The organism is Kluyvera genomosp. 1 (assembly GCF_001266615.1).
In the GTDB taxonomy this organism is placed as follows: domain Bacteria; phylum Pseudomonadota; class Gammaproteobacteria; order Enterobacterales; family Enterobacteriaceae; genus Kluyvera; species Kluyvera cryocrescens_A.
In genome coordinates this window covers 1-10,789 of record NZ_LGHZ01000013.1, presented here as the reverse complement: position 1 = coordinate 10,789, position 10,789 = coordinate 1, and the positions used below count along the sequence as shown (strand labels likewise).

The window sequence follows — 10,789 nt, the reverse complement described above, 5'->3', positions numbered from 1 at the left end:
TTGTCTCGTGGGCTCGGAGATGTGTATAAGAGACAGGGCCGGAGAGGGGATAAACGTCATAATTACAGGATTTCCAGTAACTCAACGTCGAAGACCAGGGTGCTGAACGGAGGAATCGCTGCACCTGCACCACGCTCACCGTAAGCCAGTTCGTGAGGGATAGTCAGTTCCCATTTAGAACCTACTGGCATCAGAGTCAGGGCTTCAATCCAGCCAGGGATCACGCCGTTAACCGGGAATTCAGCCGGTTCGCCACGCGCCACGGAGCTGTCGAATACGGTGCCATCGATCAGTTTACCGGTGTAGTGAACGCGAACATGGTCGGTGCGCGCTGGGATTGCGCCTTCGCCCTGGGTCAGAACGCGGAACTGCAGACCGGTTTCGGTGCTGTTCACGCCTTCTTTCTCACGGTTTTCTTCCAGGTATTTCACGCCATCTTCTGCCATTGAGGCAAAACGCTCGCGACGGACGGCATCCGCACGTTCGTGAATTTCACGCAGCGCACGATGAACAACGTCTACTGGCACAGCAGGTTGTTTGCCTTCCAGCGCATCGGCAATACCGGCAACCAGTGCTTCCGGCAGTAAACCCTGCAAACCGGACTCGCTCAGTTGCTGTCCTACCTGCAGGCCAATACCGTAGCTTGCCTGTGCTTCAATGGTGTCAAAAGTCGGGGTGGCCATCGTCTTTCCTTTCTTCGGGTATAAAGTAGCGGGCAGCATAGCAGCCACGCCGCATAGGGTAAAACTTTGTGTCAGGAAAGATGACAAATTGCCGGGAAAAAGAAACAATAAATATTACCTATGGGATATGATGAAAGAGTGCTTTACCACTTTCATCAGGCAGTTAGTTGATTGCGAAGACACGGAGCAGGAGGAGAGCCATGCCCGGGAGATTTGAAGTGAAACCTTTGCTCGAGAAGCTCTGGCACGCGCCGGACAATCTCCGCATCCTGGACCCGCTGCCGCTTGCCCATCGTCGCGGCGTGATTATCGCCGCGCTGGTCGTGGTGATCGGCTTCCTGCTGCCTTCTGCCGACGACAGCCCGCCGACGCCGGTGACTCGTACCGCGCAGCTGGACTTCCAGTCGCAGTCACAGCCGCAAGCGGATACTCAACCACTGCACGCCCAGCTGGTCACGCCGTCTAACGATCTGGATCAGGTCGCACCGGTTGAACCTGAGCCTGTGCAGGAAGAGCAGCCTACTGAACAGGCCGCGCAGCCGCGTACCCAGCAACCGTATCAGGAAAGCCGCAGCAGCAGCGAGTGGCGCACCTATCAGGTAGAAGCCGGGAAAACGCTGGCGCAGCTGTTCCGTGACAATAACCTGCCGCCAACGGATGTTTATGCCATGGCGCAGGTTGAAGGTGCGGGTAAACCGCTTAGCACGCTGAAAAATGGCCAGAAGGTGCAGATTCGCAAAAACGCCAACGGCGTGGTGACGGGATTAACCATTGAGTCCGATAATGGACAGGTGCTGTTTACCCGTCAGGCGGACGGCAGTTTTATTCGCGCGAGATAAGCTATCTGGCTGGATGGCAAAGTTCCGCCATCCAGCCTTTTATTCAGACTACTGCTTAACCTTATTGACCCACCAAATCCCCGAACATACCAGCAGCAGCGCCAGCGCATATTTCCATTCAAAAATGTTCTCGCCGAGAAAGATAGCTGACAGCACCGATCCCGAGACAGGGATCAGGAAGTTAAACGGCGCAATCATCCCTACCCGGTTATATTTGAGCAGAATGCTCCACAGAGCAAAAGCGACCGAAGAGAGCAGCGTCAGATAGCCCAGAATCGCCACAGAGGCAATGCCGTGGACGGTCAGCGTGCCACCGCTAAGGTATCCCCCTACAACTAACGCTAAGCCGCCCAGCGCCAGCTGGTAACCGGTCATTACCGTTGGGTCGACCGTCTGCGAGATACGTTTTCCGTACAACGATGCCGCTGACAGAATAAACGCCGCCAGCACCACCGACCCATCACCCAGCAGGCTAAAGCTAAAGTCCAACAGGCCGCTGTTGAAGTTGACCACCATCACCCCGGCGAAGCCGAGAATACAGCCCAACGTTTTGTTATAGCTGAGCCTGTCGTTTTGGTAGATAAAGTGCGCCAGCAGCACGCTAAAGAAGGTGCCGGTGGCGTTCATGATCGAGCCTTTTACCCCGGTGGTGAAGGCAAGCCCGATATAGAAGAAAATGTATTGCAGCGACGTCTGCGTCAGTCCCAGCAGCGTAAGCTGGCCAAATTGGCGCGGGCTTAGCCGGGCAATCGGTTTGCGCTGAGCCATCGCCAGTAGCAACAGCAGGCCTCCGGCAAACAGGAAGCGGTAGCCGGCAAAAACAATTTTGCCAGGGATGTCGTCGGCTGCAATTTGGAAAAGCTCGTATCCACTCTTAATTGCTGGATAGGCGCTTCCCCATAACAAACAGCAGAAGGCGGCAGAGAGGTAAACGATATTCTTGCGGGAAAATAGCGGATGCTGGCGGAGAGTTTCCATTCTTTCACCAAAAATTAAAATAATGTTTTATTTTTTGATTATCGCCAAAAGGATGAAAGATAGCCAGATGAAAAGTACGGGGGATTAAAAAGCAAAACGCCGGCACAAGGCCGGCGGTTTGTTGTTACCAAAACGTGGGTTGCAGATTACTCAGCAACAACGTTGATGATAACTTTAGCGAATACTTCGCTGTGAACCTGGAAGTCCACTTCGTGCTCGCCAACAGTACGCAGAACGCCGTTCGGCAGACGAACTTCGCTCTTAGCAACTTTAACGCCTGCTGCAGTAACTGCATCAGCGATGTCGCGAGTACCGATGGAACCGAACAGTTTACCTTCGTCGCCAGCTTTAGACGCGATGGTTACTGATTCCAGTGCGCTGATCTGTGCAGCGCGAGCTTCTGCAGCACCCAGAACGTCAGCCAGTTTAGCTTCCAGTTCTGCACGGCGTGCTTCGAAGAATTCAACGTTTTTCTTGGTAGCAGGAACAGCTTTGCCCTGTGGTACCAGGAAGTTACGAGCGTAGCCCGCTTTAACGTTAACCTGATCACCCAGGCTGCCCAGGTTTGCTACTTTATCAAGCAGAATAACTTGCATTACCTTATCCTCTTAAAGTCGTTAATAGACGGCGGCCAATTACTGATGACGATCAGTGTATGGCAGCAGGGACAGGTAGCGAGCGCGCTTGATGCAGCGAGCCAGCTGACGCTGGTATTTTGCACGAGTACCGGTGATACGGCTCGGGACAATTTTACCGCTTTCGGTAATGTAGTTTTTCAACGTTGCGATGTCTTTGTAATCGATCTCAACAACGCCTTCCGCGGTGAAACGGCAGAACTTGCGACGACGGAAATAACGTGCCATATGGCTAGTCTCCAGAATCTATCAATTCAATCTGCTCGGCATGCAGAACCATTTTGCTCAGGCCATTCTTTGCTTTGTGGCAACAGACAAAACCCTGAACGGTGACTGCACTGCCGACCGTTATACTGTGAGTAATAGCTTGGTTCTCTTGCCCGCTAACAATAACTGGCATTTGACACCACGCCTGCCGGTGGAAACCGGCTTCCTCTTGCACAGAACGATGCTCAAGCACGAACTGGCAATGAGGAATTCCTGATGGGCTGACCTTGCGAAGCGGCGTCCTGCACACTGTGCCGGATAACACCAGACGGTTGGTCATCAGAAATTACTCTTCAGAATCCCCAGCTTCAGCATCATCAGAGGTTTCGTTTGCGAAATCATCGCGACGCTCACGACGCTCGTCTTTCGCTTTAACCATTGGAGATGCTTCGGTAACAGCGTGCTTAGTACGCATTACCATGCTACGGATAACGGCATCGTTGAAGCGGAAGTTTGTTTCCAGCTCATCGATCACTTCCTGCGGTGCTTCAACGTTCAGCAGAACGTAGTGAGCTTTGTGCAGTTTGTTGATCGGGTAAGCCAGCTGACGGCGACCCCAGTCTTCCAGACGGTGGATCGTGCCTTCTGCTGCAGTGATTGCACCAGTGTAGCGTTCGATCATACCCGGAACCTGTTCGCTCTGGTCAGGATGGACCATAAAAACGATTTCGTAATGACGCATCGAATTGCTCCTTACGGATTATTCAGCCTCCTGTCTGGGTCAGCCGAGGCCCATGGAGGCAAGGAACGTGTTAAAGGTCGGCTGAAAAATGACGCGTCATAATACTTGTCCCCCCCTGGAAACTCAAGCTGATTGCGCAAAAAATTCGCACAAAGCGCAAAGCTGGTCTAAGTCAGTGATTTAAAATTAAACAGCACCAGAACCGGTAATTTTTTGAACAACTCAATCAGAAATGGTCTCGGTGGAGTTGTCAGAGAAGGATTACACTTAAGTTAGAAGTCATTCACATCGCCACAGCCAGAGGAGAACCTTGCGTTAACGTCAGGACTGTTAGTAAGGAGTAGGATATGAAAAACATCATTATTGCCGTTATGGCTGCGCTACTGGTTAGCGTCAGCGCACAGGCCGCCATTCAGATTGATGGTCGTCAGGCACGTAACATGGACGATGTGCAGAGCCTGGGAGTTATCTATATCAATCATAATATAGCCACTGAGCAAGAGGCCGATCGGGCGCTCAGTCAGGAGAGCGATGCACAGGGGGCGAAATACTTTCAGCCTATCCTGATGCATGAACCGGGAAGCGGTGGATTAATCCACGCCAGCGCGGCTATTTATCGCTGATACCCGGCCTTAGCCCTTCGCCCCCGCCCGGGGGCGAAGCATAAAGACAAAGAAGACGCTCGCCCATTCCCTACGAACCTAACGAATTGATATCGTGAAGCTAAGCGCTTACTGTTCTTTCGACGTTATAAGTGCTGTTGGAAAAAGGCTACCGTGCTGTCCAGTGCTTCCGGCGTAATGCGGTGTCGAACGCCTTTTTGCCAAACACAGATCAGTCGCTCATCCAACCCGGCATCTCGCAGTGCCTGCTGTAGACGGAATGTCTCACCTGCAGGTACGGTGTCATCTTCTTCGCCATGCCATAGAAATAGCGGGCGATCGGCCAGCCTCGCCAGTTGATGCCCAACATCCCAATTTGCCAATGGCGCTAACAGCCGTTCTCGTTCCAGCGGCGTCGCCACAAACGGCGGGAACAGCGTTTGCGACAGCGACGTAAAGTAGCCCGACCCCATCAGGCTGGCGACGCATTTCAGCTCCGGATGCTGAGTCATCAGCCCCAATGCAGTCATGCCGCCCATTGATGCCCCTGCTACCGCCAGCCGTCCCTTACTGACCAGCGAAGTCGCTATTAGCGCATCCCGCAGCGCCGGGAACTCGGTAAAGTTCTGCACCAGAATCTGCCAAAAATGCTGCATTCGCCCTTCGCTATCGCCGGTAAAGCGCTCACCATGATCGGCTGCGCTGGGCATGATGACCCGAAAACCCGCCTGCGCCAGAGCGACGGCGAAATAGCTGTAAACAACGTTTGAGGAGGTAAACCCATGATAAAAAACTACGCTGGGCAGCGCGATTTCTGCATATCCTTTAGGATAAGCATGTAACACTTGCTGCCCTGCCAGGGTACGCATTTCCAGCTCAATCATCAGTAAACTCCTTAAGCCACGCGGCGATGGCATACGAAAAATGATGCAGTAATATGACGACAATACCCTTGATTTATAACATTGAGAACCCGGTTACGATTTCGTGATATTTTCATTCGAAAATAGCGCTGTGGTTAACAAATCAGGAACATTAACCCAAAAGGGAAATTTTTCCCCACTACACTATGGCTATCAGGAAACGGGAAATGGCGATTAAACGGTTTATCCCTATGTTGTTGGCGCTCGTGCTGAGCGGTTGCACACTGCTGGAAGGTACCCCTGAGGCGCCGCCTGCAGTCACCGATCATCCGCAAGAGATTCGCCGCAACCAGACGGAAGGTTTGCAGCGCATGGGTACAGTCAGCGCGCTGGTGTACGGCTCGCCGATGGACGTCGAAGAGACGATCAGGGCAAAAGCCACCGCGCAGAAGGCGGACTACTATGTGGTCATTATGATTGATGACACCGTAGTACCGGGTCAGTGGTACTCACAGGCCATTCTTTACCGTAAGTAACCTTTATCAGCTTTACGTAGGTTTGCACCGTTTCACGTTTCCCTGATGCACAATGGCGCCTAATCTGAATACGGGATATGCGTCTGCTATGGAATGCCCCCACTGGGTCATGTGAAATGGAGCTGACGATGAAACAATCATTTACTTTATCTACCCTGCTTTTGCCCGGCGGCAGAGACGTTGCTGCGGCACAATCTGCAGAGTTCGCCAGCGCAGATTGTGTCACTGGGCTCAATGAAATCGGACTGATTTCCGTTAACAACGTTACCGGCAGCCTGGAAGATGTCGAAATGGTTATCGCCCGCAAAGCGGACGAACAGGGCGCATCCTGGTATCGTATTGTTCAGATGTATGAAGAACCGCAGCAGGATAACTGGCGAGCACAGGCGATAATTTATGCCTAACATAAGCCCATAGTGGAAGATGCGTTAATTGCATAACGCCTCTTCCACGCCTCCAATTTTCTATCTTCCTCCCCCCGTAGCCCGGCTCAACAGCTCACTAATCACCTGTTCATTCAGCATCGCGCCGCCCCGCGGATCGAGCATCATCCGACACCACGCCTGTGACACCGGTGGGGATGCATAGCGCAACATCTGCGCACCAACGCCAAGTAGGTATAGCTGGCCGGTAATTTCACGCCCCTGAGCCTCAGAAAGCCTATGTAACCTTTGCTGTAGCTGCCGCCAGTGGCGATCAAAATGACGATCCTGGCCTTTGACTTCCGCGTACTCGTCCAGCAACAGCGCCAGCACATCAGGCTGCTTTGCCAATACCCGTAGCACATCAAGACACATGATATTACCCGAACCTTCCCAGATACTATTGACCGGCATCTCGCGATACAGCCGCGGCAACTCACTCTCTTCGCAGTAACCAATGCCGCCCAGCACCTCCATCGCCTCAGCCACGAAGGGGATCCCCGTTTTGCAAATGGCAAACTTGGCCGCAGGCGTAAAGAGCCGTGCCCATAGTGCTTCCTGCGGTGAATGAGGCTGCCCCCAGGCGCTGGCCAGACGGAACATAAATGCCGTTTGTCCCTCCAGCTGGAGCGCCATTCGCCCGAGGACTTGACGCATCAGCGGGAGATCAACCAAATTATGGCCGAACGCCTGACGCTGAAAGGCATGATACAGCGCGACAGATAGCGCACGGCGCATTAGGCTGTGGCTGCCAAGCGCACAGTCAAACCGTGTCAGCCCGCCCATTTTGAGGATTTGGCGGATGCCATCACCCTCTTCACCGATAGGCCAGCCAAGCGCCTGCTGGAACTCCACTTCACTGCTGGCGTTAGCACGGTTACCAAGCTTATCTTTCAGGCGTTCCAGGCGAATAGCGTTGCGCGAGCCGTCAGGTAAAAGACGCGGCACAAAGAAGCAGGTTAACCCGCCGCTGGCCTGTGCCAGCACCAAATGCGCATCGCTTTGCGGTACCGAGTAAAACCATTTGTGGCCAATCAGCTGATAGCTACCATCCGCTAACCGTTGCGCCCGGGTGCTGTTGCTCAGCACATCCGATCCGCCCTGTTTTTCCGTCATCCCCATCCCGATAAGCAGCCCGCGCTTTTGCCCTCCGGCGGTCTGATGTGAATCATAGCGATCGCTTAACAGTGCCGTGCGCCAGTCAGAGAACAGTGGCGGCAGGGTTTTTAGCAACAGCGGCGTGGCAGCAAAAGTCATGGTTATCGGGCACAGCGTGCCTGCCTCGACCTGGGCATGCAGCATAAAGCGTGCGGCACGGGCGACAAACGCGCCGTTTCGCGCCGTCTCTTCCCAGGGAAGATTGTGTACACGGTTAGCGCACAGCCCCTGCATCAACAAATGCCAGGCGGGATGAAAGCGAACATCATCCAGCCGCTGCCCTTGCGGGTCGTAGCGGATAAGTTCAGGAGGATGTACGTTGGCGAGTCGTCCAAGTTCAAGAGATTCGGCAGTACCGAGCTGTTGGCCGATACTCGCGAGCAGTTCGCTATCCCAACCGGCATCATGGCGATGTACCGCCTCGCACAGGGCTAAGTCGGATAAAAATAAGTTACTGTTATTTAATGGGATAGGTTGATTAAAAACGGTGTGAGTTTGCCAATCCATCTGTCTCCCTCCGTTACCATACAGTGTTCTAAGTATGGACCGTGGAAGGTAATACACAATAAAAAGCCACCCCGAAGGATGGCTTATGAGATTGAGGTCTCGTTCAGCAATCAGCTACGCTGGCGTACCGCTTCAAACAGACAGATACCGGTCGCGACCGACACGTTCAGCGACGAAACGCTGCCCGCCATGGGAATGCTAATCAGCTCATCGCAATGTTCACGCGTCAGACGACGCATGCCTTCGCCTTCAGCGCCCATCACCAGCGCCATGGCACCGGTCATTTTGCTTTGGAACAGCGTATGGGTGGCTTCACCGGCGGTGCCAACAATCCAGACACTCTCTTCCTGCAGCATACGCATGGTACGTGCGAGGTTGGTCACGCGGATCAACGGAACATTTTCCGCTGCACCACAGGCCACTTTTTTTGCCGTCGCGTTCAGCTGCGCTGAGCGATCTTTCGGTACGATAACAGCATGAACACCTGCGGCGTCAGCGCTACGCAGGCAAGCACCGAGGTTGTGCGGATCGGTAACACCGTCAAGGATCAGCAGGAACGGTTTATCGATAGAAGCGATCAGATCCGGCAGGTCGTTTTCCTGGTACTGACGACCCGGCTTCACGCGCGCGATAATCCCCTGGTGCACCGCACCTTCGCTTTTCTCATCCAGGTACTGACGGTTTGCTAACTGGATAACCACACCCTGCGCTTCGAGCGCATGGATCAGCGGCATCAGGCGCTTATCGTCGCGGCCTTTCAGAATAAATACTTCCTGAAAACGTTCAGGTGCGCGCTCCAGCAGTGCCTGCACTGCGTGGATACCGTAAATCATTTCACTCATTAAAGATTCTCATTTTAAGCGGGCCTGGCGATATTGGCCCATTATACCCGACAAAGACGATTGTTCTCATCACCATCGGCGGTACGCTTTACACCAGGAACGTCAGCTTATCGGCCTCGGTCATTTCCCGTCGACGCGCCTCCTCGGTGGGGCGCGTCATATTGAAATCATAAGCCAGCGCTTTCCCGGCGAGACGTTCTTCCGGTAACCCTTCACCGTGATCGGTATACAGCTGATCCTGGTTCATTCTTTCCCTGACAGACATACTTTATCTCCCTATCAGTGAACGGTTCGCTGGCTCAATGATTACTCAACGTCTTTTTTCTTCGCTGCGCGTTTAGCTTTGGTGGCCGCGGCAATTTTTTGCGTTTTTGCCGACGGTTTTTTCGCTTTTCTTGCGTCTTTTTTCGCGGCTTTCGGCTTCGGTTTTTTCTCGCCGCGGAATGCGCTATCCGGCTCGAAATTCACCTTCTTACCGACCTGGCGACGACGACCGTTGCCTTTACTCGCTGGGGCTTTCTTGGCTTTTTCACGCTCAGTCCTACCGACGTTGCGTGGGCCACGTTCGCTGGAGATGAGCGAGAAGTCAATCTTACGCTCGTCCATATTGACCGCTTCTACGCGAACTTCAACGCGGTCGCCCAGACGGTAGGTTTGACCACCAGACTCACCGATCAGACGTTGACCAATCTGGTCAAAGCGATAGTAGTCGTTATCCAGTGAAGAGACGTGAACCAGGCCATCGATGAACAGCTCGTCCAGACGCACAAAGAAACCAAAACCGGTGACGCTCGCGATAACGCCGTTAAAGACGTTACCCACCTGATCCTGCATAAAGTCGCATTTCAGCCAGTCGGAGACGTCGCGCGTCGCTTCATCAGCGCGGCGTTCGGTCATCGAGCAGTGCTGACCCAGCTGCAGCATCTCTTCCATCGAATAATGGTAGCCGCCGGTTTCAGTGCTGTTACCTTTATGGCCCTGCTCTTTCGCCAGCAAATACTTAATAGCGCGGTGCAACGACAGGTCAGGATAACGACGAATCGGCGACGTGAAGTGCGCGTAGGACTGCAGCGCCAGGCCGAAGTGACCACGGTTTTCCGGATCGTAAATCGCCTGCTTCATCGAACGCAGCAGCATGGTTTGCAGCATTTCCGCATCCGGTCTATCAGCGACGGACTCCAGCAACTCGGCGTAGTCGCGCGGCTCGGGTTTGTTGCCACCCGGCAGTTCCAGACCCAATTCAGACAACACCGAACGGAAGGCGGTAATCGCTTCCGTCGTTGGCTTATCGTGAATACGGAACAGCGCTGGCTCATTGGCTTTCTCAACGAAACGTGCCGCCGAGATGTTTGCCAGAATCATGCACTCTTCAATCAGTTTGTGCGCGTCGTTACGCTGGGTCTGCTCGATACGTTCAATGCGACGATCGGCGTTGAAGATAAACTTCGCCTCTTCGCTCTCAAACGAAATGCCGCCACGCTCAGCGCGCGCCTGATCCAGCACTTTGTAGAGGCTGTGCAACTCTTCGATGTGTTTTACCAGCGGTGCGTACTGCTCACGCAGTTCCTGATCGCCCTGCAGCATATGCCAGACCTTGGTATAGGTCAGACGCGCATGCGAGCTCATCACCGCTTCGTAGAATTTGAAGCCGGTTAAGCGCCCTTTGGTTGAGACGGTCATTTCGCAAACCATACACAGGCGGTCAACCTGCGGGTTCAACGAGCACAGCCCGTTGGAAAGCACTTCCGGCAGCATTGGAACAACCTGCGTTGGGA

At 53.6% G+C, this 10,789-nt stretch carries 15 protein-coding genes; 4 read left to right on the top strand and 11 right to left on the bottom strand.

Going from position 1 to position 10,789, the window contains the following annotated elements; all coding sequences use genetic code 11:
• Window positions 1–62: 62 nt before the first annotated feature.
• On the bottom strand, window positions 63–683 hold the full coding sequence (gene fklB / locus KP80_RS08760; protein ID WP_052283257.1) for an FKBP-type peptidyl-prolyl cis-trans isomerase: 621 nt from the start codon (window positions 681–683) through the stop codon (window positions 63–65).
• Window positions 684–883: 200 nt separating this feature from the next.
• On the opposite strand from fklB, the gene KP80_RS08750 reads away from it, so the two are divergent.
• Window positions 884–1,522: an OapA family protein gene (locus KP80_RS08750; RefSeq protein ID WP_052283255.1), complete on the top strand. Its 639-nt coding sequence runs from the start codon at window positions 884–886 to the stop codon at window positions 1,520–1,522.
• A 48-nt stretch (window positions 1,523–1,570) separates the two neighbouring features.
• Here the strand turns inward: KP80_RS08750 and KP80_RS08745 are convergent, their stop codons facing one another.
• The 5 genes from KP80_RS08745 to rpsF all read right to left on the bottom strand — a co-directional run bounded on the left by KP80_RS08745 (window position 1,571) and on the right by rpsF (window position 4,084).
• Window positions 1,571–2,500, bottom strand: coding sequence for a DMT family transporter (locus KP80_RS08745; protein WP_052283254.1), 930 nt, complete (start codon window positions 2,498–2,500; stop codon window positions 1,571–1,573).
• Between the two features lie 146 nt (window positions 2,501–2,646).
• Window positions 2,647–3,096: a 50S ribosomal protein L9 gene (rplI, locus tag KP80_RS08740; protein WP_052283253.1), complete on the bottom strand. Its 450-nt coding sequence runs from the start codon at window positions 3,094–3,096 to the stop codon at window positions 2,647–2,649.
• Window positions 3,097–3,135: 39 nt separating this feature from the next.
• Entirely contained in the window at window positions 3,136–3,363 is a 228-nt protein-coding gene (gene rpsR, locus KP80_RS08735) for a 30S ribosomal protein S18 (RefSeq protein ID WP_002210155.1), read from the bottom strand.
• Window positions 3,364–3,367: 4 nt separating this feature from the next.
• The gene (priB, locus tag KP80_RS08730) at window positions 3,368–3,682 is read right to left on the bottom strand and encodes a primosomal replication protein N (RefSeq protein ID WP_052283252.1); all 315 of its coding nucleotides are present in this window, start codon (window positions 3,680–3,682) and stop codon (window positions 3,368–3,370) included.
• A gap of 6 nt (window positions 3,683–3,688) precedes the next feature.
• The gene (rpsF, locus tag KP80_RS08725; RefSeq protein WP_035893279.1) at window positions 3,689–4,084 is read right to left on the bottom strand and encodes a 30S ribosomal protein S6; all 396 of its coding nucleotides are present in this window, start codon (window positions 4,082–4,084) and stop codon (window positions 3,689–3,691) included.
• Window positions 4,085–4,431: 347 nt separating this feature from the next.
• On the opposite strand from rpsF, the gene KP80_RS08720 reads away from it, so the two are divergent.
• Complete coding sequence (locus KP80_RS08720; RefSeq protein ID WP_052283251.1) at window positions 4,432–4,707, top strand: DUF1471 domain-containing protein; 276 nt, start codon at window positions 4,432–4,434, stop codon at window positions 4,705–4,707.
• Between the two features lie 125 nt (window positions 4,708–4,832).
• Here KP80_RS08720 and yjfP read toward each other — a convergent pair whose 3' ends face one another.
• Complete coding sequence (yjfP, locus tag KP80_RS08715; protein ID WP_052283250.1) at window positions 4,833–5,570, bottom strand: esterase; 738 nt, start codon at window positions 5,568–5,570, stop codon at window positions 4,833–4,835.
• A gap of 206 nt (window positions 5,571–5,776) precedes the next feature.
• Here yjfP and bsmA point away from each other — a divergent pair, with 206 nt between their 5' ends.
• On the top strand, window positions 5,777–6,085 hold the full coding sequence (gene bsmA / locus KP80_RS08710; protein ID WP_052283249.1) for a biofilm peroxide resistance protein BsmA: 309 nt from the start codon (window positions 5,777–5,779) through the stop codon (window positions 6,083–6,085).
• A 116-nt stretch (window positions 6,086–6,201) separates the two neighbouring features.
• Complete coding sequence (gene yjfN, locus KP80_RS08705; protein WP_072129081.1) at window positions 6,202–6,489, top strand: DUF1471 family protease activator YjfN; 288 nt, start codon at window positions 6,202–6,204, stop codon at window positions 6,487–6,489.
• A gap of 60 nt (window positions 6,490–6,549) precedes the next feature.
• Here yjfN and KP80_RS08700 read toward each other — a convergent pair whose 3' ends face one another.
• From KP80_RS08700 to rnr, 4 genes are all read right to left on the bottom strand, one after another.
• Complete coding sequence (locus KP80_RS08700) at window positions 6,550–8,172, bottom strand: isovaleryl-CoA dehydrogenase (protein WP_052283247.1); 1,623 nt, start codon at window positions 8,170–8,172, stop codon at window positions 6,550–6,552.
• A 110-nt stretch (window positions 8,173–8,282) separates the two neighbouring features.
• Window positions 8,283–9,014, bottom strand: coding sequence for a 23S rRNA (guanosine(2251)-2'-O)-methyltransferase RlmB (gene rlmB, locus KP80_RS08695; RefSeq protein WP_052283246.1), 732 nt, complete (start codon window positions 9,012–9,014; stop codon window positions 8,283–8,285).
• 88 nt (window positions 9,015–9,102) lie between these two features.
• Window positions 9,103–9,279, bottom strand: a complete 177-nt coding sequence (locus KP80_RS22365) for a maltose acetyltransferase domain-containing protein (RefSeq protein WP_082221726.1) — start codon at window positions 9,277–9,279, stop codon at window positions 9,103–9,105.
• Between the two features lie 41 nt (window positions 9,280–9,320).
• Window positions 9,321–10,789 (bottom strand): ribonuclease R (rnr, locus tag KP80_RS08690; RefSeq protein ID WP_052283245.1); only part of this gene is annotated, 1,469 nt, incomplete at its 5' end.

What these genes read in the sequence shown, in the direction of transcription:
- fklB (WP_052283257.1), bottom strand. Translation starts at nt 683, where the DNA reads ATGGCCACCCCGACTTTTGACACCATTGAAGCACAGGCAAGCTACGGT.
- KP80_RS08750 (WP_052283255.1), top strand. Translation starts at nt 884, where the DNA reads ATGCCCGGGAGATTTGAAGTGAAACCTTTGCTCGAGAAGCTCTGGCAC.
- KP80_RS08745 (WP_052283254.1), bottom strand. Translation starts at nt 2,500, where the DNA reads ATGGAAACTCTCCGCCAGCATCCGCTATTTTCCCGCAAGAATATCGTT.
- rplI (WP_052283253.1), bottom strand. Translation starts at nt 3,096, where the DNA reads ATGCAAGTTATTCTGCTTGATAAAGTAGCAAACCTGGGCAGCCTGGGT.
- rpsR (WP_002210155.1), bottom strand. Translation starts at nt 3,363, where the DNA reads ATGGCACGTTATTTCCGTCGTCGCAAGTTCTGCCGTTTCACCGCGGAA.
- priB (WP_052283252.1), bottom strand. Translation starts at nt 3,682, where the DNA reads ATGACCAACCGTCTGGTGTTATCCGGCACAGTGTGCAGGACGCCGCTT.
- rpsF (WP_035893279.1), bottom strand. Translation starts at nt 4,084, where the DNA reads ATGCGTCATTACGAAATCGTTTTTATGGTCCATCCTGACCAGAGCGAA.
- KP80_RS08720 (WP_052283251.1), top strand. Translation starts at nt 4,432, where the DNA reads ATGAAAAACATCATTATTGCCGTTATGGCTGCGCTACTGGTTAGCGTC.
- yjfP (WP_052283250.1), bottom strand. Translation starts at nt 5,570, where the DNA reads ATGATTGAGCTGGAAATGCGTACCCTGGCAGGGCAGCAAGTGTTACAT.
- bsmA (WP_052283249.1), top strand. Translation starts at nt 5,777, where the DNA reads ATGGCGATTAAACGGTTTATCCCTATGTTGTTGGCGCTCGTGCTGAGC.
- yjfN (WP_072129081.1), top strand. Translation starts at nt 6,202, where the DNA reads ATGGAGCTGACGATGAAACAATCATTTACTTTATCTACCCTGCTTTTG.
- KP80_RS08700 (WP_052283247.1), bottom strand. Translation starts at nt 8,172, where the DNA reads ATGGATTGGCAAACTCACACCGTTTTTAATCAACCTATCCCATTAAAT.
- rlmB (WP_052283246.1), bottom strand. Translation starts at nt 9,014, where the DNA reads ATGAGTGAAATGATTTACGGTATCCACGCAGTGCAGGCACTGCTGGAG.
- KP80_RS22365 (WP_082221726.1), bottom strand. Translation starts at nt 9,279, where the DNA reads ATGTCTGTCAGGGAAAGAATGAACCAGGATCAGCTGTATACCGATCAC.